This window comes from Nonomuraea sp. NPDC004186 (assembly GCF_053603495.1).
The window spans coordinates 20,657-43,563 of record NZ_JBSGFQ010000088.1 but is presented as its reverse complement, the minus strand read 5'-3'; the positions used below and the strand labels follow the sequence as shown (position 1 = coordinate 43,563).

Sequence of the window (22,907 nt, the reverse complement as noted above, 5' to 3'; positions counted from 1 at the left end):
TCCCCTAAGGGGCGGCTCTTGGGGAAATCCAGGTAGTTTGCAGGGTGTAAGTGGATTTTTCCCTCGCCCGACACGTTGTAGCGCGGGGCCGGGGAGAAGAAAAGGGATACTCGGTAACATGTCGGAGCTACTCGCGCGCCATCGGGCAGTCATGCCCAACTGGCTGGCCCTCAACTACAACGACCCCATCGAGATCGTCAGCGGCAAGGGCAACCGTGTCATCGACGCAGACGGCAAGAGCTACCTGGACTTCTTCGCCGGAATCCTGACCAACATGATCGGGTACGACGTGCCCGAGGTGCGCGAGGCCGTCGAGCGCCAGATCGCCACCGGCGTGGTGCACACCAGCACCGTCTACCTGCTGCGCGGCCAGATCGAGCTGGCCGAGAAGATCGCGCGGGTCTCCGGCATCCCCGACGCCAAGGTCTTCTTCACCAACTCCGGCACCGAGGCCAACGAGACCGCCCTGCTCCTGGCCACGTACGCGCGCAAGACCGACCAGGTGCTCGCCATGCGGCAGAGCTACCACGGGCGCAGCTTCGGCACGATCGGCGTCACCTCCAACCGCGCCTGGAAGAACAACTCGCTCTCCCCGCTCAACGTGACCTTCCTGCACGGCGCCGACCGGCATCTCGCGCAGTTCAAGGGCATGTCGGACGCCGACTACATCCAGGCGTGCGTGGACGACCTGCGCCACGTGCTGGCCACCGCGGTCTCCAACGACGTGGCGGCGCTGATCGCCGAGCCGATCCAGGGCGTGGGCGGGTTCACGATGGCCCCCGACGGGCTGTTCGCCGCGTACAAGGAGGTCCTGGACGAGCAGGGCATCCTGTTCATCTCGGACGAGGTTCAGACCGGCTGGGGCCGTACGGGCAGCTCGTTCTTCGGCATCGGCAACCACGGCGTGACCCCCGACATGATGACCTTCGCCAAGGGCCTGGGCAACGGCTTCGCCGTCGGCGGCATCGTGGCGCGCGGCGACCTGATGGACGCCCCGCACGCGGTGGGCCTGGCCACGTTCGGCGGCAACCCGATCTCCATGGCCGCCGCCAACGCCACCCTCGACTACGTGCTCGACCGGGATCTGCAGGCCAACGCCGCACGTACGGGGGAGATCATCATCGGCGGCCTCAAGGAGGCCGCCAAGCGCCTGCCCGTGGTCAGGAGCGTGCGCGGCAAGGGCCTGATGTTCGCCGTCGAGCTGGAGAGCCCCGCCCAGGCCGCCCGCTTCATGGAGGAGACCAAGAAGGCGGGCCTGCTGGCGGGCAAGGGCGGCCTGTACGGGACCGCCATCCGCATGGCCCCGCCGCTGACCCTTACGGTGGACGAGGCCGTCGAGGGTCTCGGCATCATCGTGACCGCTCTGGAAACCATCAACGCAGAGGCAGCAGCTCAGTGAAGTCCGTCAAGCACTGGATCAACGGAGCGCTCGCGGACGGGGACTCCCGCGCCGCCGAGCTCTTCAACCCCGCGACCGGGGAGGTCAGCGGCCACGTGGCGCTGGCCTCCGCGGCCGACGTGGACGCGGCCGTGGCCGCCGCCGTCGCGGCCTTCCCCGCCTGGCGGGACGCGTCGCTGGTCAAGCGGGCGCAGGTGCTGTTCCGCTTCCGCGAGCTCATGTACGCGCACCGCGACGAGCTGGCCGCGCTGATCTCCGCCGAGCACGGCAAGGTCCACTCCGACGCGCTCGGCGAGGTGGCCCGCGGCCTGGAGGTCGTGGAGTTCGCCTGCGGGATCCCCCACCTGCTCAAGGGGGGCTTCTCCGAGGGCGTCTCGACCAGGGTCGACTCCTACTCGATCCGCCAGCCGCTGGGCGTCGTGGCCGGCATCACGCCGTTCAACTTCCCGGCCATGGTGCCGATGTGGATGTACCCGGTCGCGATCGCGTGCGGGAACGCCTTCGTGCTCAAGCCGTCGGAGAAGGACCCGTCGGCCTCGCTGCTCATGGCGCGGCTCTGGAAGGAGGCCGGACTGCCCGACGGCGTCTTCAACGTCGTGCAGGGCGACAAGGTCGCCGTGGACCGGCTGCTGGAGCACCCCGACGTGCGCGCCGTGTCGTTCGTCGGCTCCACCCCGATCGCCAGGTACGTCTACGAGACCGGCACCGCGCACGGCAAGCGCGTGCAGGCCCTCGGCGGCGCCAAGAACCACATGCTCGTGCTCCCGGACGCCGACCTCGACCTGGTGGCGGACTCGGCGGTGTCGGCGGGGTTCGGCTCGGCGGGGGAGCGGTGCATGGCGATCTCCGTCGTGCTGGCCGTGGACCCGATCGGCGACGAGCTCGTCCAGAAGATCGTCGAGCGGGTGGACCAGCTGGTGATCGGCCCCGGCGACGACCCGAAGTCCCAGATGGGGCCGCTCGTCACCGAGGTGCACCGCGACAAGGTCGCCTCCTACCTCGACCTCGGCGTCGAGGAGGGCGCGAAGCTGGTCGTGGACGGCCGCGAGTCGGCCGTGCTCGGCGGCGGCAAGGCCGCGGAGACGCCCGGCTTCTGGCTCGGCCCGACCGTGCTGGACCACGTCCGGCCGGGCACGCGGACGCACACGGACGAGATCTTCGGGCCGGTCCTGTCGATCGTGCGGGTGTCCTCGTACGAGGAGGGCCTGGAGATCATCAACGGCGGCCTGTACGGCAACGGCACCGCGATCTTCACCAACGACGGCGGCGCGGCCAGGCGCTTCCAGAACGAGGTCGAGGTCGGCATGGTCGGCATCAACGTGCCCATCCCGGTGCCGATGGCCTTCTACAGCTTCGGCGGCTGGAAGTCCTCGCTCTTCGGCGACACCCACGTGCACGGTACCGAGGGCGTGCACTTCTACACCCGCGGCAAGGTCGTCACCTCGCGCTGGCTCGACCCCTCGCACGGCGGCGTGAACCTCGGCTTCCCCACGAACAAGTAGGCGTGCCACGCCCGGGGCGGGCGGGACGAGCGTCCCTCCCGCCCCACTCCCCGGTAAGCTCCAGCACACGGACCCAGCACATGGGGACAGGGGGGACATCGTGAATCGTCGTCGTCGTGGTTATGCCCTGGCGCTCGCCGCGTCGGCGCTGATCGCCGGCATGGGCGCGGCCCGTCCGACCCCCACCCCCACGCGTACTCCCAGCTCCAGCCCCACCCCCACGCCGAGCGCGACGCAGAGCGACGGCACGCTCCAGATCCTCACCTACCGCGGTTACGCCGAGTACGGCGGCACCAGCCCCAAGGTCAACTGGGTCGGCAACTTCGAGAAGGAGACCGGCTGCCGGATCGCCAAGCTCGACACCGTGCAGAGCGCGAAGGAGATGGAGGACTTCTCCCGCCAGCGGGCGTACGACATCATCTCCGCCGGGCCCGTGCTGGCCGCCAAGCTGATCGAGGACAAGCAGGCGCAGCCCATCGACCCGGCCAAGGTGAGCGGCTACGACGACATCGACAAGCGCTTCCGCGACATGTCCACCGTGTCCGGCAAGGTGTACGGGGTCCCGTACCTGTGGGGCTATCACGAGTTCATCTACGACTCGACCAAGGTCAAGGGCGATCTCCAGCAGGCGTTCGCCTCCGATCGGGTGGCGCTCAAGGACAGCCCGCTGACGATCGCCGACGCCGCGCTGGCCGACGGCTCGGCGAAGGACCCGTACGAGCTGACCAAGGACCAGCTCGACCGCGCGGTGGGGCTGCTCGAGCAGGGCAAGGCGCGCACGTACTGGGGCAGCCCGATCGACCTGGTGCAGGGGTTCGCGACCGGGTCGCTCGACTACGCCCAGGCCACCCCGTACTACCGCCTGCTCCTGCAGAAGGCCGGGAAGCCGGTCAAGGCGCTCCAGACGCCCGAGACGACCGGGTGGGTGGACTCCTGGATGCTCGGCGCGAACGTCCCCGACTCCACCTGCGCCTACCGGTGGCTCAACTGGGTGACCGCGGCGAACGCGCAGCGCGACGCCGCCGCCTGGGTGGGGCTGGCCCCGGCCAACGCCAAGGCGTGCAAGGGGCGGGCCAAGCCGATGTGCGACCTGTACGGGAGAGGCAAGAAGCTCGACCGGGTCGCTTTCGCCGTACGGCCGCCCGGGGATTGCCGGGCGGAAGATGGGGAATGTACGGATTATCTCACTTGGCTGGATAGGTGGCAGAAGCTCGCCAAATGAGGCGGGCGGCCGATCCCCCTGTGACAGTGCCGCGGGCGCGCCCGTTCCCCCCTGGGCGCGGCCTGCTAGGGACGCCCCGGGCCTTCCCCCCCGTCCCGGGGCGTCTCGTCAGAGCGCGCTCGCTCAGCGGGACGGGAAGGCCACCACGGTCGACTTGGGTGTGGGCAGAAGAGCCTCGGCGCAGTCGCCACAGGCCAGGACCGACGAGTCGTCGGGCAGGCGCCCCACGCGCACGCGGGGTCGCGGCCATCTCTTGTGACAGACGACGCAGGCGTCGCCCTCGCGCTGGGCCCAGGTCAGGCCTTCAGGGTCGAACGTCAACATACTCCGCGCCGTTCTGGTCGGACTCCAGCTCATCATGCTTCCTGCAGTCATCGCCCATCCGTATACCGGAACCGTTATAACCCTGACCGTGGCCGTGAGTGTCCTGCTGAGCGTCAAGTCAGGGTGAATTCTCTACCCGAGCGACGCCACTTACACCACAAAATCGGACATCCAGCCGCAAGCCGGATGCCCGATTGATGGGGTTTGTTCTAGAGTTCCGCGATCGCCTTCTCCAGGATTCCGAGGCCCTCCTCAAGAAGGTGCTCGGGGATGACGAGCGGGGGCAGGAAGCGCAGGACGTTCCCGTACGTGCCCGCGGTCAGGACCAGCAGGCCCTCGGCGTGGCAGCGCTTGACGACCTCCTGGACGGCGGCGGGGTTCGGCTCCTTGGTGCCCGGCTCGACCAGCTCGATCGCGATCATCGCGCCCCGGCCGCGGACGTCGCCGATCACGTCGAAGCGCTCCTGGAGGGCCTTGAGGCGGGGGAGCATGATCTCGCCGATCCGGCGGGCCTTCGCGACGAGGTCCTCCTCCTCGATGGTCTCCAGCACGCCGAGCGCGGCCTCGCAGGCCAGGGGGTTGCCGCCGTACGTGCCGCCGAGGCCGCCGGCGTGCACCTTGTCCATGATCTCCGCGCGCCCGGTCACGGCGGCCAGCGGCAGGCCGCCCGCGATGCCCTTGGCCGTGGTGATGATGTCCGGTACGACGCCCTCGTCCTCGCAGGCGAACAGGTCGCCCGTCCGGGCGAAGCCGGTCTGCACCTCGTCGGCCACGAACACGATGCCGTTGGCCTTGCAGAACTCCGCGATGCGCGGCAGGAAGCCCCTGGCCGGCTCGATGAACCCGCCCTCGCCCGCGATCGGCTCGATCACCACGGCGGCCACGTTGCCCGGGCCGATCTGCTTGGTGATCATGTCGATGGCCTGGGCCGCGGCCTCCTCGGCGCAGTTCTCGGGGCCGGTGGGCCAGCGGTACGGGTACGCCAGCGGCACCCGGTACACCTCGGGCGCGAAGGGGCCGAAGCCGTGCTTGTACGGCATGTTCTTGGCCGTCAGCGTCATCGTGAGCAGCGTGCGGCCGTGGTAGCCGTGGTCGAACACGACGACGGCCTGCCTGCCCGTCGCGTGCCTGGCGATCTTTACCGCGTTCTCCACGGCCTCGGCGCCCGAGTTCACCAGGAACGTGCGCTTCTCGTGCTCACCCGGGGTCAGCTCGTTGAGCCTCTCGCACACCCGGACGTACGACTCGTACGGGGTCACCATGAAACAGGTGTGGGTGAAGTCGGCGACCTGCTTCTGGACGCGTTCGACGACCTTGGGCGCGGCGTTGCCCACGTTGGTCACGGCGATGCCGGAACCGAAGTCGATCAGCGAGTTCCCGTCGGCGTCCTGCACCACGCCGCCGCCGGCGCGGGTGACGAAGACCGGCAGCGTGGTGCCGATGCCGGGCGGGACGGCGGCCTGCTTGCGGGCCAGCAATTCCTGCGACTTGGGGCCTGGGATCGCGGTCACGACGCGCCGCTCCTGGGGAATGCTCATGATTCGACGCTACGGCGGGCTCCCACCTGCGCCGATACGTCGATATGTCACACTGAAGGTGGTCGTCTTTGCCGGAATGGACAAATTTCGCATGCCACCTACGCTCCGGACCGTCGTACGCCGCATGAGGCTCCGCCCGGTGGCCGGAATTCCCGGCCATGGGGCCCGCGGCGTGCTGGACGCCGCGGTGCGCTGGGTGGCGGTCAGCGAGCTCGCGGACCCGACGCCGTACCTGGAGGGCGGGGAACTCCTCCTCACCACGGGCATGCGGATGGAAGGCGACCAGTCCCAGTATGTCGCCCGCCTCGTGGCCCGCGGCGTCGCCGGGCTGGGCTTCGGGGTCGGCGTCTCGCACGAGGAGGTGCCCCCGGCCCTGGTGACCGCCGCCGAGGAGGCGGGGCTGCCGCTGTTCGAAGTGCCGCGCGAGACCCCGTTCATCGCGATCGGCAAGGGGGTCAGCGAGCTGCTGGCGGCCGAGCAGTACGACGAGATCAGCCGCGCCTTCGCCGCCCAGGGCCGCCTGACGCGGGCGGCGCTCCGGCCGGAGGGGATGCACGCGGTGATCGACCGGCTCGCCAAGGAGGTCGGGGGGTGGGCCGCGCTGCTGGACGAGGCGGGCGAGGTCCGCCATGCCACGCGCGGGGCCGACACGGACGCCGTCGTCTCCGAGCTCTCCCGCCTCCGCACCGCCACCCGCCCCCCTGAGCCCCGCCTCCCGGAGCCCGGCGGTGGTGGGCTGCTGCCCGCGAGCCTGGCGTTGTCGGGGCCGGGGGAGCACATCGTGGTGCAGCCGCTGGGCGGCGGTGCGCGGCCGCGCGGCTTCTTCGCCGTCGGGGCCGGCCGGCCCTTCTCGCCCGTCACCCACACGGTGATCAACGCCGCGGGGTCCCTGCTCACCTTGGCGCTGGAGCAGGGCAGGACCCAGCTGGAGGCCGCGCGGCGGGCCCGCTCCGCCGTACTGGAGCTGCTGCTGTCGGGCGCGGGGGAGCAGGCGCGGGCGGTGCTGGGGCCGCTCGGCGGGCGGCTCCCTGAGGAGCCGCTGGCGGTGCTGGCGGCGGGCGCCGACGCGCTGGAGGCGCTGGAGCCGCTCGCGTTCGCGGCGCTGCTCGCCTCCTCGGGGGAGCATCCGCTGGCCGTCGCCCTCGTGCCCGACACCGTGGCGGAGAAGGTGGCGCTGGAGGCGGACGCGCCGGTGGGCGTGAGCCTGCCGTGCGGTTACGCCCCCGAGGGCCTGAACGGCGCGCTGGACCAGGCGAGGCGTGCCCTGGCGGCGGCACCGGGGAAGGGGCTCGGCCGGGTGGTGAAGTTCGGGGAGCTGGCCGGGCAGGGGCTGCTCGGGCTGCTCGACCGGGCCGCCGCCCAGGCGTTCGCCGCCGCGCTGCTGGCCCCGCTCACCGCGTACGGGTCCCGGGCCGACCTGGTCGAGTCGCTGCGCGCGTACCTCGACAGCAACGGCCACTGGGACGCGGCGGCGCAGCGGCTCGGCGTGCACCGCCACACCCTGCGTTACCGCATGAAGCGTGTCACCGAGCTGCTGGGCCGTGACCTCGACGATCCGGGCGTGCGCGCCGAGCTGTGGCTCGCGCTCGAAGCCGTCCGCCGATGACGCGCTAATCCTGCTTCTCCACCCGGTAGCAGCAGATGGTCGCCGTCGTCACCGCTTCGTACGTGCGCCCGTCGCGCAGGTGACCGGCGCGTTCCAAGCTGATGGCCCCCTGGGCCGCCGCCCACAGCGCGTCCGCGATCTTGCGGGGCTGGGTCGGGACCAGGTAGCCGGCGGAGATGCAGTCGGCGATCACCCGGTCGAGGATGTTCAGGGCGGCGCGGGCCAGGGTCCTGGCGCGCTCGCTGGGTTCGAAACCGGGGATCGCCCGCTCGAACATCAGGCTGTAGTAACCGGGCTCCGACAGGCACGCCTGGCGGTACGCGGGCCCGAGCGCGCTCAGGTGCTCGAACGGGTTGCGCCGCGTCGGCACCGCCTCCAGAAAGCGTCGAAACCGCTCGAACCCCTCCAGGTAGAGCGCCTCCGCCAACCCTTCCCTGTTGCCGAACATCGTGTAGATGACGGTCGTCGTGCATCCCGCCTCGGCCGCGATCCGGCGCATGGTCAGGCTCTCCGGCCCGTCGCTCTCGAGGAGGTTCACCGCCACGTCGAGGAGACGGGAGCGAAGTTCGTCGTGGGTGGCGCGCTCACCCAGCAGGTAGGCGCCTTGCAGCCCCAGCGGGGCCGAACTCATGAGGCCTCCTTTGCAGCCAAGGAGCAGCTATGCGTCCTTGTGACCTCACGCTGTTCGGTCACGGGGCCCACGCCTTTCTCAGATCGGGGGCCCGCCGCGCTGGAGACCCGCAAACGATGACTTAGCCATGGCGGAGATCGCTCAAACCACTCCGCATGGTAAACATCCCGAATTGGGTCTACTTCTGTTACATCATGGGTATACCAGGGAGCTTGTACTTAACGGTGAGCCCTGGTGGGAGTCTTGTGCACCATGGTGTAAATCCCCATCTCCAGCTTGGCATAACGTCATGTGTATGGACGTGCGTACCTTCTGGCTGGCCGGCCGCGCCGCGACCGGGGACTCCGAGCTCACTGTGACCAACCCCGATGACGGCCGCGTGGTCGGGCGGCACTCCGTACCGACAGATGCCCAGGTCGAAGAGGCCATCGCGACCGCGCACGCGGTGGCGCGGGAGGCCGCCGCGCTGCCCGTGCACGTGCGGGCCGAGGCGCTGGCCCACGTGTCGCGCCGGCTCGCCGAGCGGGCCGACGAGATCGCCCACCTGATCACGGCCGAGAACGGCAAGCCGATCTTCTGGGCGCGCGGCGAGGTCAACCGCGCCGTCGCCACGTTCCGGTTCGCCGCCGAGGAGGCCCGCCGCTGGTCCGGCGACGTGCAGCGGCTCGACACCGAGCCCGCCGCTGCCGGGCGGCTGGCGTACGTCTCGCGCGTCCCTTACGGGCCCGTCCTGGCGATCACCCCGTTCAACTTCCCGCTGAACCTGGTCGCCCACAAGGTCGCCCCCGCCATCGCCGTCGGCGCCCCCGTCATCGTCAAGCCCGCCCCCGCCACGCCGCTCTCCTCGCTCGTGCTCGGCGAGATCCTGGCGGAGACGGACCTGCCCGCGGGGATGTTCTCGGTGCTGCCGATCGAGAACGAGCGCGCCTCCGCGCTCGTCCAGGACCCCCGGCTCCCCGTGGTGTCGTTCACGGGCTCCGCGCCCGTCGGGTACGCCATCGCCGACCAGGTCCCGCGCAAGCACGTGACGCTCGAACTGGGTGGCAACGCCGCCGCCGTCGTGCTGTCCGACGCCGATCTCGACTGGGCCGCGCAGCGCATCGCCCTCTTCTCCAACTACCAGGCCGGCCAGAGCTGCATCGCCGTGCAGCGGGTCATCGTCGAGCAGCCCGTGTACGACGCCTTCGTCGAGCGCCTCCTCCCGGCCGTCTCCGGCCTCGTCACCGGCGACCCGGCGGACGAGAAGACCCAGGTGGGCCCGCTGGTCTCGGAGGCCGCCGCGAAGCGCGTGGAGCAGTGGGTCGAGGAGGCCGTCGCCGCGGGCGCCCGCGTCCTGGCCGGCGGCACCCGCGAGGGCGCCACGATCGCCCCGACCGTGCTCGCCGACGTCCCGCACGACGCCAAGGTGGCGTGCGAGGAGGTCTTCGGCCCCGTCATGATCCTCCAGCGCGCCGCCTCGATCGACGAGGCCTACGCGATGGTCAACGACTCGAAGTACGGCCTGCAGGCCGGGGTGTTCACCCGCTCCCTGGACGCCGCCTTCCGGGCGAACCGGGAGCTGGAGGTGGGCGGCGTGATCATCGGCGACGTCCCCTCGTACCGGGCCGACCAGATGCCGTACGGCGGGGTGAAGGACTCGGGGATCGGACGCGAGGGTCTCCACTCGGCGATGGAGGACCTCACGTACGAGAAGGTCATGGTGCTCACGGGCCTGACCCTCTAGCGCGGGCGGCGGCGACTCGGCGGGTCGTCTGCCCGGAGCGCCGGGATGGGCGGCTCTCGGGGGTGTGACGGAGCGGTTGCGCGCGGCGAGGCGTTGCGCTGGCCGCTGGCGTCGACGGCTGCCCCGAAGGCGGCGATGGACCGGCTGCGGAGGTGGCGCACCACGCCACGAAGGCGTCGGTGCGGCCCGCAGCGGGACGGTGGGGCTCGGCGCAACGCGAGCAGCGCCCTTGAGGTGCCGGTGTGCGACTCAGCGGGTCGCGTGCTCGGGACGCGGGGTTGGGTGGCTCTCCGGGTGCGACGGCGTGCCCCACGGCGGCGGCGTGCGGCTCAGGAGCCGCGTGCTCGGGACGTGGGGTTAGGCCGGTCTCAGGGGTGTGACCCCGTGTGGTGGCGCGCCGGGAATGTGGCGGGCCACCACGGCGGGGTGAGGGGCGGTGGGTCAGCTGACGATGACCTGGGGGCCGGAGTCGTCGTCGAGGTCGACGTCGACGCCCATCTCCTCGGCCAGCCGGAGCGCCTCCTCGATCAGGGTCTCCACGATCTGCGACTCCGGCACCGTCTTGATGACCTCGCCCTTGACGAAGATCTGCCCCTTGCCGTTGCCCGAGGCCACCCCCAGGTCCGCCTCCCGGGCCTCCCCGGGGCCGTTGACGACGCAGCCCATCACGGCCACCCGCAGCGGCACCTTCAGGCCCTCCAGCCCGGCGTGCACCTGGTCGGCGAGGGTGTAGACGTCCACCTGGGCCCGGCCGCACGACGGGCAGGAGACGATCTCCAGGCCGCGCTCGCGCAGCCCGAGCGACTCCAGGATCTGGGCGCCGACCTTGACCTCCTCCACCGGAGGCGCGGAGAGGGAGACGCGGATCGTGTCGCCGATGCCCTCCGCCAGCAGCGCGCCGAAGGCGACGGAGGACTTGATGGTCCCCTGGAAGGCGGGGCCGGCCTCGGTGACGCCCAGGTGGAGCGGGTAGTCGCACTTGGCGGCGAGCAGCCGGTACGCGTTGATCATCACGACCGGGTCGTTGTGCTTGACCGAGATCTTGATGTCGCGGAACCCGTGCTCCTCGAACAGCGAGCACTCCCAGAGCGCCGACTCCACCAGGGCCTCGGGCGTGGCCTTGCCGTACTTCTGGAGCAGGCGCGGGTCGAGCGACCCGGCGTTGACGCCGATGCGGATCGGCACCCCGTGGTCGGCCGCCGCCCGGGCGATCTCGCCCACCTTGTCGTCAAATTTCTTGATGTTGCCGGGGTTGACCCGAACCGCCGCGCAGCCCGCCTCGATGGCGGCGAAGACGTACTTCGGTTGGAAGTGGATGTCGGCGATGACCGGGATCTGCGACTTCTTGGCGATGATCGGCAGCGCGTCGGCGTCGTCCTGGGACGGCACGGCCACGCGTACGATCTGGCAGCCGGACGCCGTGAGCTCCGCGATCTGCTGCAACGTGGCGTTGATGTCGGCGGTCACCGTGGTCGTCATCGACTGCACCGAGACGGGTGCGTCGCCGCCCACGGGGACGCTGCCGACCATGATCTGGCGGGAGTGTCGGCGTTCGGCGAGCGGCTTGGGACGGACCGTCGGGATGCCGAGAGCTACAGAAGACATTTCAACCCTTACTGTGACGACGGTTTCCAGTCTAGGTAGTCAGCGGGACAGCTCGATCGCGCGGGCCCGGGCCCAGGCGTCGGCCGCGAGCACCTCCTCGACCGAGTCGGCCGGGGTGACCTGGTGCTCCTCGACCACCTTGGCCACGGTGTCGACGATCGCCAGGAACGGCAGCTCGCCCCGCATGAACGCGTCGAGGCACGCCTCGTTGGCCGCGTTGTAGACGGCGGGCGCGGTGCCGCCCTCGCCGCCGACGTGCCTGGCCAGCGCGACGGAGGGGAACGCGACGTCGTCGAGGGGTTCGAACGTCCACGTGTGCGCCTTGGTCCAGTCGATGGCGCGTGCCGCGCCCGGGATGCGGCGGGGGTGGCTGAGCGCGAGCGCGATCGGCAGCCGCATGTCGGGCGGGCTGGCCTGGGCCACGGTCGAGCCGTCGACGTATTCCACCATGGAGTGGATGATCGACTGCGGGTGGACCACGACCTCAATGCGGTCGAAACCCAAGTCGAACAGCAGGTGCGCCTCGATGACCTCCAGCCCCTTGTTGACCAGGGTGGCGGAGTTGATCGTGATGACCGGGCCCATCGACCAGGTGGGGTGGGCCAGCGCCATCTCGGGTGTGACGCCGAACATCTCCTCGCGCTTCATCCCCCGGAACGGCCCGCCGCTCGCGGTGATCACGAGCTGCTTGACGCTGTCGGGGTCGTAGCCGTCGGGGCCCGAGGCCCACAGGCACTGCTGCACCGCCGAGTGCTCGGAGTCGACCGGGAGGATCTGGCCGGGCTTGGCGAGCCGCTTGACCAGCGGGCCGCCGATGATCAGGGACTCCTTGTTGGCCAGCGCGAGGGTCCTGCCCGCCTCCAGCGCGACCAGGGTGGAGGTCAGCCCGAGCGCGCCGGTGATGCCGTTGAGCACCGTGTCGCACTGCCAGGCCGCCACCTCCGCGACCCCTTCGGGCCCGCCGAGCACCGTGGGCTTCGCGCCGTGCGCGGACAGCGCGTCCTTCAGCTCGGACACGGCCGCCGCGTCGGCCACCGCGACCACCTCGACGCCGAACGTCGCCGCCTGCCTGGCCAGCAGGTCGACCCGCCCGCCGCCCGCCGCCAGCCCGGCGACCTTGAAGCCGCCGGGGTTGGCGGCGATGACATCGAGGGCCTGGGTGCCGACGGAGCCGGTGGAGCCGAGCACCACGACGGATCGGAGGGTCTCTTCTTGCACCTGTCCATTGTCCCCGCTGCAGGGCGCGCTCGGGCACGCGGTACCGACCGCGTCGAAATCCCAGCACTTATGTGACCCGAGATAACGCAGTGAATTAATGCCGGAATGCGGCTATATCGGTATGCGCAAATCTTGAGAAATCCGGATATTGCTACGGCTACCTTCCGTACCCCAGGTCCGGTTTTCGGGAGGTACGTAATGCACCGCGCAGTCGTTCTGCTTTCCATCCTCAGCCTCACCGCCGGCGGCGCCGTCCTGCTGCCCGCCGGTGGGGCGCAGGCCGGCGTACAGATGCGGCCCAAACCCGCCCAGTACGCGGCGGCGGACACCGCGTCCGAGCAGCGGCAGGTCCTGACGTACTGGACCGAGCAGCGGATGGAGGGGGCCCAGCCGCTGGACGCGCCCGGCCCGAAGAAGGGGGCGAAGATGGCGCTGGGAGAGCCTGCCGAGGGCACCCCGTGGACGGCGCCGCCCACCGGGGCGACGCGTGCCGGGGCGGAGCTGCAGTCGGCCCGGTCGTCCGGCGAGCCGTGGACCGGCTCCGGCGCGGTCGTGAAGACCACCGGCCGGATCTTCTTCACCACGCAGGGACGCAACGCGTCCTGCTCGGGTTCGGCGGTGACCAGCGCGAACAAGAGCGTGGTCCTGACCGCCGGCCACTGCGTCAAACTGAACGGAACGTTCCACACGAACTGGGTCTTCGTGCCCGGCTACAACAACGGCAACCGCCCGTCGGGCACCTGGGCGGCCACGAAACTGCTGACCACGCAGCAGTGGAACGCGAGCGAGGACATCAACTTCGACGTCGCCGCCGCCGTCGTCGCGCCGCTGGAGGGCAAGACGCTGGTGGACGCCGTGGGTGGCCAGGGTGTCGCGTTCAACCAGGGGAGAAGGCAGCAGATGTACGGGTTCGGCTACCCGGCGGCGGCGCCGTACGACGGCTCGAAGCTCATCTACTGCAGCGGTCGGACCTTCGACGACTTCCTCGCGAGCGAGGACCACGGCCTGACCTGCAACATGACCGGCGGTTCCAGCGGCGGCCCCTGGATGCTGAATTTCAACGAGTCGACCGGCCTCGGCACCCAGAATTCGGTCAACAGCTTCAAATACAACTTCGCCCCCAACTGGATGTTCGGCCCATATTTCGGGAACGAGGCGCAGAGCGTCTACCAAGCGGCACAGAGCACCAACGCACTCTGAGGTATTTACCGAAAGTAGTCACAAGAACACATCTCGTAGTGCAGACTCGGGGGGCATGACCTTGAGCACCCCCCTGCTAGCGGCCGCCCCGCTTCTGGCGGGGCTGATCGGGCCCGCCCTCCTCGGTGCGGCCCCCGGCCAGCAGCAGGCCGACCCATCCGACCACAGGGCGATGCGACACCAGATAGTCGAGCACGTGGCCGCCCGCACCAGCGCCGAGCAGCGGCGCGTGCTCGACTACTGGACGCCGGAGCGCATGGCCAAGGCGCTGCCGATCGACCTGCTGGACAGCGTGACGGACGGCGCGGGCCTGCTGAGCGGCGTGACGGGGCGCACGGAGATACGCACCGCTCCTGACGTGTCGAGCCGGCGCCTGACTCCGCGAGGCGACGGCGTGACCACGGGCGTGTCGGGTGACGGCCTGGCCGCCTGGCTGTGGGGCCGCACGCCCCGGCACCAGGCGGCGGCCGCCCGGCGGGACCAGGGGGGCGCGGCCAAGCGGCCGGAGACCAACACGATCGGCTCGCGCTGGATCACCGGCGGCGCCGTGGCCAGGACCACCGGCCGCGTCTTCCTGACCGTGCGCGGGGCGGACTTCGTCTGCTCGGCCAGCACCGTACGCAGCGCCAACAGGGACGTCGTGGTCACCGCCGGGCACTGCGTCAAGGACGGCGCGGGCGGGTGGGCCGCCAACTGGACGTTCGTCCCGGCGTACGGGATGGGCGGGGCGCAGCGGTTCGGGCAGTACGCGGCCCGCCGCATGTTCGTCGCCGGGCCCTGGTCGAGCCGTGGCGACGACAACTTCGACGTGGGCATGGTGGCGCTGGCCACGTCCGGTGGCAGGCACGTGGCCGACGTGGTGGGCACGCAGGAGATCGCCTTCAACGCCGCTCGCGGGGGCCAGGTGTTCGGCTTCGGCTACCCGGCCGACCCGCCGTACGACGGGCATCACCTGGTCTACTGCGCGGGGCGGCTTCGGGCCGACCCGTACGGGCAGAGCCGCGACCAGGGGCTGGGCTGCGAGATGACGGCGGGATCGAGCGGCGGGCCGTGGATGACCACGTTCGACCTGGCCACGGGCAAGGGGACGATCACGTCGGTGAGCAGCTTCAAGTACAGCGACGACCAGCGCACCATGTACGGCCCGTACTTCGGCGACGCCACCAAGGCCCTCTTCGACACGGCGGAGCACGCGTAGCCCAGTCGCCGATGGCGATCAGCGCAGGGATTCGCGCGCTTAGGCGACGATATGCATGACGTCGCTCTTCGGCAGGTTGGCCAGGAGTTCGTCCCGGTCGGGGCCGCTGATCAGGGCCAGATCGCCAATTATGGCCTTGACCAGCGGCGCGACCTCGATCGAATGCCAGTCCTTGATCGCGCGAAGGTAGATCTCACGACGCTCCTGGCCGCTGTCCAGTCTCAGCACCTCCAGCAACCCCCGCAACGGCACCCCGCGCCCCCAGCCAGGGTCGTCCTCGATTCCGTTTATGAACGGCAATATGGCTTGGAAAAGCGCCATCTGGTCCGCGTCGTAGCAGAAGCGGGCTTCGAGGAAGAATCGCATGATGCCACGCGCGTCCAGGAGCGGGTTAGGCAGAGGGTCGAGAGGGAGGCCAAGGCCCTCCGGGGCCAGCCGGAGGGCCATGTCCGAGAGCTCTGGGGCAGCGTCGATCATGGAAGTGAGGCTGGTCCACTCCTCGGGCGCGCACTGGGAGCGCCACAGCAGCGCGTACCTCCGCCATTCCCGGATCACCGGCTCGTGCCCCGGCATCAGCGTGCTCGCGCGCAGGTCTCCGCAGACCAGCGCGAGCAGCACCAGGTTCGCCGAGTAGTAGGCGAACCGCCGCTGAGGACCGGCCTCCCACGGCCGATACCGGTAGGGCGGCTCGTCGCGCGACTCCAGCCGCCGGAACAGCCGGACGATCAGCGGCTGCCACTCCGGCTTCGCTAGCTCTTGCAGGAAGTCGATGACGGGACGGCGGCTGGAGAGCGTCGCCCAGGACAGCAATGTCCTGAGCAGCCCGTCGTCGACCTCGCGCAACACCGAGTCGGCGTCTCCGACGATCTCGTTGAGGAGAGCGGCCACCAAGCGCGCGATGAGGAACTCGCCGAAGGTCGCGTGCAGGAATTCGTAGGTGTGGAGCACCTCCTTGTCGCGGGTGGCCCGGGCCTCGTGCACGAAGAAGAACTTGCCCGGTGCCAGGTCACCCGAGCTCAGCGGGGCGGCGAACCCCGCACCGGCCTCGGGCCGGTCCAGCTTCAGCGCCTTCAGATCCTGGTCGAACTCGGTGCTGGTCGCCCACTGCCGCCCTCGGTTGAACATCGAGAAGGCCACGCAGGCGAGATGCACCAGCTCCCGCTCGACCAGCCCGGCCACCTCGGCACGCGGATGCGCCTTGTCCAGCTCGCGCTCGACGAACCTCCGCACCAGGCGCTCGTAGAGCTCCGCCTGGCCCAGTTCGGCGGCGGAGCGCAGGGCGTTGCTGTCGGCGTCGTACAGCGCGAGCATCAGCAGGAGCAGCGGCTGCCCGGCGAGGGCGGCCTGCCGGTCCACCACGTCGGGGGTGAGCCGGCGCAGTCCATGCTGCTGGAAGTAGGCGGCGTTGGCGTTGTTCCAGATCCGCAGCCAGTGTGCGATCTGCTGCTGGTCGAACGGTGCCAGGCTGACCACGCAGGTGCCCTCGGGGAAGCTCGCCCGGTTGGCGACGGCCGTGCGGCTGGTGACGATCACGGCCACGGCGCGCCCCGCGTCCGACTCCCGCTGCTGGAACCTGGCCACCTTCTCCAGATAGTCGGTCTGCCGCACCCCGGTGGCCTGCAGCAACTCGTCGAACCCGTCGAGGAACACGACGGGCAGCACCCCGTCGTGCCCGCACCGGGCTGGCCGAGCACGACCAGCGGCCGCTCCGTGGCGCCCCTGCCCGTCAGGAAACCGGCCAGGAACCCGGCGAGATCCTCCCTGACCTCGGCCTCCTCCCACCAGGACTCGGCGCTCGGGTCGTCGGACGCGGTCGTCTCCGCGACCTGGTAACGAGGGGCGAGGTAGGCCTGGTCCAGCGTGGGCAGCTCCATGCCCGCCGGGACGTGCCCCGTCTCGGCGACCGGGCGGGTCAGCGCGACCTGGTGCAGCCGGGACACGGTCTCCAGCTGGGCGGGCAGCGCGGCGCCAGAGGCGAGCATGCCGAGCAGTCGCCGCAGCTCGGCCAGGCCCTCGCGGGTCGCCTGGTGATCGACCTGCCCGGCCCAGAACGCGAACTCCGGGACGTCCAGGGCCAGCCGCCGGTAGGCGTCGGTGTAACGGCGCAGGGCCGCTTCGACCAGGGCGCCGTCCCTGAACACCGCGCGGACCTGCTCCCACTCGTGCTCGCGGAGCCGCTTGCGGATGTCGGACAACGTCAGGCCATGGCCGAACGTCATGTACGTGCCCTCGACCTGTTCGATGTTCCGCTCGAAGGGCCGGTGCGGGGCAGGACACGGGATCTCTGGCACATTCATGACCACGCACTGGTCGTCCTTGCCTAACCGCAGCTGTTTGGGATCGAAGGGCAGCTCGAAGTCCTCCAGCGCCTCCAGTAGGCGGTGACGACGAGGATCGCGTGCGCGGCCTCCAGCCTCTCGGTACGGCTGCGCCACACCTTGCCGGAACGCCAGTCCCGCCACCGCCCCAGCAGGTCGTTCCCGACCTTGATGAGCTCGTTCTTGGCCTCGATCAGGTCCCAGACCCCCAGGGTGCCGACCCCCAGCAGGGTGTCCAGGGCCTTGACCGCCGGGTCCTGCCCGCCCAGGAGCCGGACCGCGTCGACGTACCGATATCCCCTCGCCATGCCGGGATGGTAGGCCGTCGCCGGGCCATCCGCGCCCCGATGTACCACGATCACTTCGTGCAATCGCGCGATTACAAATTGGCAAGCTTTTCCCCATACTCAACGTGATCAACCGGTCGCTCGCGGGAGCATCGCAAGGCCTATCAACAGGGAGGGGGCCGGGTGAAGCGGGTCGTTGGGGTTGTCGCCGGTGTCGCGGTGCTCGTCGGAGGGATAGCCAGCGGGGATGGGACGGCGGTGGCCAGCGGTGCGAGACAGGCGCCGGCGGCCATCGCCTGGGGACCGTGTCCGATAGGGAGTAGCGGGAGGCCGGCGCCGGCCAACCTGGAGTGCGGCACCCTGCGCGTGCCGCTCGACTACCGGGAGCCGTGGGGCCAGACGATCGAGCTGGCCGTCAACCGCGTCCGGGCCAGGGTCTCCAGGAGCGCCAACTACCTGGGCGCGCTCCTGGTGAACCCGGGCGGGCCGGGCGCGCCGGGGCGGAGTCTGGCCGAGTTCGTGGCCTCGTCCCTGCCGTCGGACGTGAGCGAGCGCTACGACATCGTCGGGTTCGACCCGCGCGGCGTCGGGGGCAGCGAGCCGACGCTGCACTGCGTGGACCCGGCGGTGTTCTTCAAGGCCCCGAGGCCGGACGCGGTGCCGAAGGGACCGGCCGAGGAGCGGGAGCTGCTCGACAGGGCGCGCGAGTTCGCGGACCGGTGCGGCGCGCGCTGGTCCTGGCTGCTGCCGCACCTCACCACCGAGAACTCCGCCAGGGACATGGACTCGATCCGTGCCGCGCTCGGCGAGCAGAAGATCAGCTACCTCGGCTACTCGTACGGCACCTACCTGGGCGCCGTCTACGCCACGCTCTTCCCGGCCAGGGTCAGGCGGCTGGTCATGGACAGCACGGTCGACCCCACGGGCGTCTGGTACGACGCGAACATCCGGCAGGACAGCGCCTTCGAGCACCGTCACCGGCAGTTCCTGGCCTGGACGGCCAAGCACAACGACGTCTACCGGCTGGGCACCTCGCTCAAGCAGACGTCGTTCGCCTACTACGCGATGCGCGACCGGCTGCGGGCCCGCCCGGCCGGCGGCATCGTGGGGCCGAGCGAGCTGGACGACACCTTCACGGTCGCCGGGTACAGCGACCGGGTCTGGCCCGCGTTCGCCGCGGCCTGGTCCGCGTACGTGCGGCAGGGCGACGTGAAGGGCATGGTGGACATCTACAAGAAGCACGGCGAGGACGACAAGGCGGACGAGAACGGCTACGCCTCCTACCTGGGCGTCCAGTGCAGGGACGCCAAGTGGCCGCGCAAGTGGGAGAAGTGGCGCGAGGACATGACCCGGCTGCACCGCCGGGCGCCGTTCCTGACCTGGCCGAACGCCTGGTTCAACGCCCCGTGCGCCTTCTGGCCGGTGCGGGGCGGGACGCCGATCGAGGTGCAGGGCTCGTCGAACCTGCCGCCGGTGCTCCTCATCCAGTCCCGTGACGACGCCGCGACGCCGTTCAAGGGGGCCCTGGAGATGCGCAGGCACTTCGTCCGCACGGGCATGGTGATCGACGCCGGCGGCAACCACGGCGTGTCGCTGACGGGCAGCGAGTGCGTGGACGAGCACCTGGCCGCGTACCTGCGGGACGGCACGGTGCCGCCGCGGGACGTGGAGTGCGCCGCGCAGCCCGAGCCGCGCCCGTCGACCCACATGACGGCGGACGCCGTGAGCCCTCCGGCCGGCCTGCTCGGGATCCTCGGCACCCTTGGGCTCTGACTGACGTCAAGAAAGGATTACCGTGGCCGTCACCCACTGAGCCAATCGGTGCCCCTTCGCGTAGTGTGACCTTTGTGATGCTGCGTACATCGGCGTCGCGCGTGCTCGACGACAGCGACCGGGACGAGGTCCTAGCCCTGCTGGACACCGACCCGGTCGCGAACGTCTTCGTCTCCTCCAGAGTGCGGGCCGTCGGACTCAATCCGGCGAGGCTGGGTGGGCAGATGTGGGGGTTCGGCGCGCGAGGCGGCCTTGTGTCACTCTGTTACGCCGGGGCCAACATGGTGCCCGTCAACGCCGGCCCCGAGGCCGTGCACGCCTTCGCCGACCGTGCCCGCAAGCAGGGGCGCCGCTGCTCCTCCATCGTGGGCCCGGTCGACGCCGTCTCTCTGCTGTGGGAGCGTCTCGAGCCGCACTGGGGCCGGGCGCGGGCCATCCGCTGGGCTCAGCCGGTCATGGCCACCTCGCGCACGCCGCCGGTGCCCGCCGATCCGCTCGTACGCCGGGTGCGGCCGGAGGAGTTCGACATCCTGCTGCCCGCCTGCGTGGCCATGTTCACCGAGGAAGTCGGCGTCTCGCCCAACCTCGGCGACGGCGGCGCGCTCTACCGGACCAGGGTCGCCGAGCTGATCAGGATCGGCCGCTCCTACGCGCGCATCGACGACGGCCGGGTGGTGTTCAAGGCGGAGGTCGGCGCCGTCACGCCGCAGGCCTGCCAGATCCAGGGTGTCTGGGTCGCCCCCGAGCTGCGGGGGAAGGGCCATGCCGTGGCCGGCATGGCCGCCGTCGTGGAGGCCGCGAGGAGCCTGTTCGCCCCCGTGGTCACGCTGTACGTGAACGACTTCAACCTCTCGGCCAGGGCCGTCTACCGCAAGGTGGGCTTCCAGGAGGTCGACACCTTCATGTCCGTCCTTTTCTAGATACGGACGAGTTTGTCGAACAGCCTGGCCAGCTCGGTGTCGGGGTCGGCGGTGAGGCCCGCGTGCACGGGCCCGGTCTGGATGATCGTGCTGCGCGGCGCCGTCAGCCAGCGGAACCTGCCGCCGAGCGACTCCTCGGCCAGCGGTCCCGGCCGCTCACCGCAGGCCAGCTCGTACGCGCTGAGCGCACGGCGTACCTCGTCGAGGTCGGCGTTCGGGTCGAGGGCGCGCAGCCGGGCGGCGTCGAGCTGAACCCGCGCGCACAGGTAGCCGCGCGGCTGGCAGTAGAGGAGCACGCCCGCGTTGATCAGCTCGCCGCGCTCGACCTTGGGCATGACGCGGATCACCGCGTACTCGTAGACGTCCCTGGTCACCGGCTTCCTCCCCGCCAGAACCCGCCCACCGACCCCGGGCCGCCGCGCGGCGCCTTCGCCTCGCCGCGCACGAGCCACTCGCGCGGCCCGTGCGCCCGCTCCATCAGATGATCGACGTACGCCTCGCGCACCGCCTCCGGGCCGTCGAACCCCGGCTCGCCGTCCAGCCACTCGTCGGGCACCATCGCGGTCACGCTCACCAGCAGCTCCCGCGTGATCCGCGCGGCCAGCTGGTCGCCCGCGGCCTCGACGTCACCGGCGAAGGGCGCGAGCACGTGGTCGCCCGCGTCGAACTTCCGCTGGGGGTCGGCCGTGCGCCAGTTGTGGTGGAACCAGAGCGCCGCGCCGTGGTCGATCAGCCAGGTCTCGCGGTGCCAGACCAGCATGTTGGGGTTGCGCCAGCTGCGGTCGATGTTGTGGATGAGCCCGTCGAACCACACCACCCTGGCCGCGAACACCGGGTCCGCCGCCCACGCCAGCGGCTCGAACCCCAGCGCGCCCGGCAGGAAGTCGACCGCCAGGTTGAGGCCGGTGCTGGCCTTGAGCAGGTCCTGCACCTCTTCGTCCGGCTCCCGGATGCCGATCTGCGGGTCGAGGTCGATGAGCTTGAGATCGGGGGTCCTGAGCCCCAGCCTGCGGCCCAGCTCGGCCGCGACGATCTCGGCGACGAGCACCCGCCGCCCCTGACCCGCCTCGCGAAACTTCACCACGTACGTGCCCAGGTCGTCGGCCTCGACGACGCCGGGCAGCGAACCACCTTCACGCAACGGGGTCACGTAACGGGTGGCTGAGATCCTTTCCAGCACAGGACGAAGGCTATCGCCCATCCCGGCTCCTCCTTCTCCCGGGACGGCGCGCGACGGGACCGGTCAGCCGGCCGGGCGGCGGAAGGGGGCGAAGGGGTGGTCGCGGGAGGCGTCGACGGCGGTGAAGGCGTAGTCGAGCATGCGGCGCTCGTACGCGGCCTTGGCGCCGGCGAGGGGCTGCCCCTCGGCCGCGGCCGCCGCGAGCAGCTCGCTCAGCAGGTGGGCGTCCCGCAGGCCCACGTTGGCGCCCTCGCCCCGGCCGGGGCTCATGCTGTGCACGGCGTCGCCGACCAGTGTGACCGCGGGCTCGGCCCAGGGCTCCACCCGCCGTGCCGAATGGAGCTGCAGCACAAACGTCGCCTCCGGGTCGGCCGCGCGCACGATGCGCCGCACGCCCTCGTGCCAGTCCCGCATCGTGTCCATGGCCAGCCGGTGCAGCCCGGCCGGGGAAACGCCGTCGGGCCGGGGGCCGGACACGGTCATCGTCCATGAGAAGTAGCCGGGGACGTCCGTCAGGTGTGTGCCGGGAGCGTGGCGGGCCACGGCCTCGGGCACGGGGGTGAGCGGGCGGCAGGTGGCGACGGCGACGGCCGTGCCGTCGGGGGCGGTGATCCGGTTGAAGGAGTCGATCAGCTCGGGCGGCGTGGCGGCCAGCAGTTCGGGCGTGATCCACGTGCGGCCGTACAGCGTCCAGCCGAGGTCGTCCACCACGGTGCCGGGCAGGAGCTGCGCCCGCACCCGCGAGCCCACGCCCTCCGCACCCACGAGCAGGTCGCCGTCCACCTGGTGGCCGCCCGCGAAGTGGGCGCGCACGCGGCCGCAGTCGAGTCGCTCGTACCGCTGGTAGTCCATGCCGAACCGGACCTCGCCCGCCGGCTCGGCCAGGAGGATCTCGCGGAGCGTGAGCCGGTTGACGCCCAGGCCGTCGACGCCCGGCCGCTGCTCGGGGATGTCCTTGGCGAACTTGGGCCGCAGGCCGGCGTCCATGAAGATCATGCGGGTGGCCGGGCGGATGGAGGTCGCCACGGCCAGGTCGAACAGGTGGTCCGGCAGGCAGGCCCGCAGCGCCCGCGCGCCGGTGTCCTTGAGGCTGATGCGGTAGCCCTGGGGGCGGTGGGCGGCCGAGGGGTCGCGTTCGAAGAGGGTGACGGCGAGGCCCGTCCGGCGCAGGCCCTGGGCAAGGCAAGATCCGGCGATTCCGCCTCCCACGATCAAGACGTGTGTGTCGGTCATGTCGCGACTGTAACTGTCGCGACAGTAAAT

Annotated in this window: 17 protein-coding genes and 1 pseudogene; 9 read left to right on the top strand and 9 right to left on the bottom strand. The window is 70.8% G+C overall.

The window, feature by feature from the left end; translation table 11 throughout:
- Positions 1–118: 118 nt before the first annotated feature.
- The 3 genes from ACWEPL_RS47030 (at position 119) to ACWEPL_RS47020 (ending at position 4,123) form a co-directional block, all read left to right on the top strand.
- Entirely contained in the window at positions 119–1,399 is a 1,281-nt protein-coding gene (locus ACWEPL_RS47030; RefSeq protein ID WP_452440094.1) for an aspartate aminotransferase family protein, read from the top strand.
- The gene (locus tag ACWEPL_RS47025; RefSeq protein ID WP_452440093.1) at positions 1,396–2,901 is read left to right on the top strand and encodes a CoA-acylating methylmalonate-semialdehyde dehydrogenase; all 1,506 of its coding nucleotides are present in this window, start codon (positions 1,396–1,398) and stop codon (positions 2,899–2,901) included. The genes ACWEPL_RS47030 and ACWEPL_RS47025 overlap by 4 nt, the downstream gene beginning before the upstream one ends.
- Before the next feature lie 100 nt (positions 2,902–3,001).
- On the top strand, positions 3,002–4,123 hold the full coding sequence (locus tag ACWEPL_RS47020) for an extracellular solute-binding protein (protein ID WP_363984866.1): 1,122 nt from the start codon (positions 3,002–3,004) through the stop codon (positions 4,121–4,123).
- A 533-nt stretch (positions 4,124–4,656) separates the two neighbouring features.
- Here the strand turns inward: ACWEPL_RS47020 and gabT are convergent.
- Complete coding sequence (gene gabT, locus ACWEPL_RS47015) at positions 4,657–5,985, bottom strand: 4-aminobutyrate--2-oxoglutarate transaminase (RefSeq protein WP_452440092.1); 1,329 nt, start codon at positions 5,983–5,985, stop codon at positions 4,657–4,659.
- A 124-nt stretch (positions 5,986–6,109) separates the two neighbouring features.
- Between gabT and ACWEPL_RS47010 the strand changes: the two genes are divergently transcribed.
- Entirely contained in the window at positions 6,110–7,591 is a 1,482-nt protein-coding gene (locus ACWEPL_RS47010) for a PucR family transcriptional regulator (RefSeq protein ID WP_452440091.1), read from the top strand.
- A gap of 4 nt (positions 7,592–7,595) precedes the next feature.
- Here ACWEPL_RS47010 and ACWEPL_RS47005 read toward each other — a convergent pair whose 3' ends face one another.
- Complete coding sequence (locus ACWEPL_RS47005) at positions 7,596–8,222, bottom strand: TetR/AcrR family transcriptional regulator (protein WP_357734809.1); 627 nt, start codon at positions 8,220–8,222, stop codon at positions 7,596–7,598.
- A gap of 295 nt (positions 8,223–8,517) precedes the next feature.
- Between ACWEPL_RS47005 and ACWEPL_RS47000 the strand changes: the two genes are divergently transcribed.
- Positions 8,518–9,945, top strand: coding sequence for an aldehyde dehydrogenase family protein (locus ACWEPL_RS47000; RefSeq protein ID WP_363984859.1), 1,428 nt, complete (start codon positions 8,518–8,520; stop codon positions 9,943–9,945).
- A gap of 441 nt (positions 9,946–10,386) precedes the next feature.
- Here ACWEPL_RS47000 and ispG read toward each other — a convergent pair whose 3' ends face one another.
- Complete coding sequence (gene ispG, locus ACWEPL_RS46995) at positions 10,387–11,550, bottom strand: flavodoxin-dependent (E)-4-hydroxy-3-methylbut-2-enyl-diphosphate synthase (protein WP_350724394.1); 1,164 nt, start codon at positions 11,548–11,550, stop codon at positions 10,387–10,389.
- A gap of 39 nt (positions 11,551–11,589) precedes the next feature.
- Entirely contained in the window at positions 11,590–12,768 is a 1,179-nt protein-coding gene (gene dxr / locus ACWEPL_RS46990) for a 1-deoxy-D-xylulose-5-phosphate reductoisomerase (RefSeq protein WP_452440090.1), read from the bottom strand.
- Positions 12,769–12,966: 198 nt separating this feature from the next.
- On the opposite strand from dxr, the gene ACWEPL_RS46985 reads away from it, so the two are divergent.
- Complete coding sequence (locus ACWEPL_RS46985) at positions 12,967–13,968, top strand: trypsin-like serine peptidase (RefSeq protein WP_452440089.1); 1,002 nt, start codon at positions 12,967–12,969, stop codon at positions 13,966–13,968.
- Between the two features lie 55 nt (positions 13,969–14,023).
- Positions 14,024–15,166, top strand: a complete 1,143-nt coding sequence (locus ACWEPL_RS46980; RefSeq protein ID WP_452440088.1) for a trypsin-like serine peptidase — start codon at positions 14,024–14,026, stop codon at positions 15,164–15,166.
- 39 nt (positions 15,167–15,205) lie between these two features.
- Here the strand turns inward: ACWEPL_RS46980 and ACWEPL_RS46975 are convergent, their stop codons facing one another.
- Positions 15,206–16,828 carry an NACHT domain-containing protein gene (locus tag ACWEPL_RS46975; RefSeq protein WP_452440087.1) on the bottom strand — a complete coding sequence of 541 codons (1,623 nt, stop codon included), beginning with the start codon at positions 16,826–16,828 and terminating at the stop codon, positions 15,206–15,208.
- 431 nt (positions 16,829–17,259) lie between these two features.
- Positions 17,260–17,792 (bottom strand): annotated as a pseudogene (locus ACWEPL_RS46970) (NACHT N-terminal helical domain 7-containing protein); the annotation flags it as partial.
- A 345-nt stretch (positions 17,793–18,137) separates the two neighbouring features.
- Here ACWEPL_RS46970 and ACWEPL_RS46965 point away from each other — a divergent pair.
- Together ACWEPL_RS46965 and ACWEPL_RS46960 are read left to right on the top strand one after the other, a co-directional pair.
- Positions 18,138–19,544, top strand: coding sequence for an alpha/beta hydrolase (locus ACWEPL_RS46965; protein ID WP_350724402.1), 1,407 nt, complete (start codon positions 18,138–18,140; stop codon positions 19,542–19,544).
- Between the two features lie 77 nt (positions 19,545–19,621).
- Positions 19,622–20,464, top strand: coding sequence for a GNAT family N-acetyltransferase (locus ACWEPL_RS46960; protein ID WP_355210862.1), 843 nt, complete (start codon positions 19,622–19,624; stop codon positions 20,462–20,464).
- Here ACWEPL_RS46960 and ACWEPL_RS46955 read toward each other — a convergent pair.
- Genes ACWEPL_RS46955 through ACWEPL_RS46945 form a run of 3 tightly spaced genes read right to left on the bottom strand, consistent with a single transcriptional unit; the run spans position 20,461 to position 22,877 of the window.
- Positions 20,461–20,838, bottom strand: a complete 378-nt coding sequence (locus ACWEPL_RS46955) for a DUF3037 domain-containing protein (RefSeq protein ID WP_363984845.1) — start codon at positions 20,836–20,838, stop codon at positions 20,461–20,463. The genes ACWEPL_RS46960 and ACWEPL_RS46955 overlap by 4 nt on opposite strands.
- Positions 20,835–21,665, bottom strand: a complete 831-nt coding sequence (locus tag ACWEPL_RS46950) for a HipA family kinase (RefSeq protein WP_355210792.1) — start codon at positions 21,663–21,665, stop codon at positions 20,835–20,837. Before ACWEPL_RS46950 ends, ACWEPL_RS46955 begins: the two co-directional genes overlap by 4 nt.
- A 42-nt stretch (positions 21,666–21,707) precedes the next feature.
- Positions 21,708–22,877 (bottom strand): FAD-dependent oxidoreductase, encoded by a 1,170-nt coding sequence (locus ACWEPL_RS46945; RefSeq protein ID WP_452440085.1) that lies wholly within the window; start codon positions 22,875–22,877, stop codon positions 21,708–21,710.
- Positions 22,878–22,907: the final 30 nt, after the last annotated feature.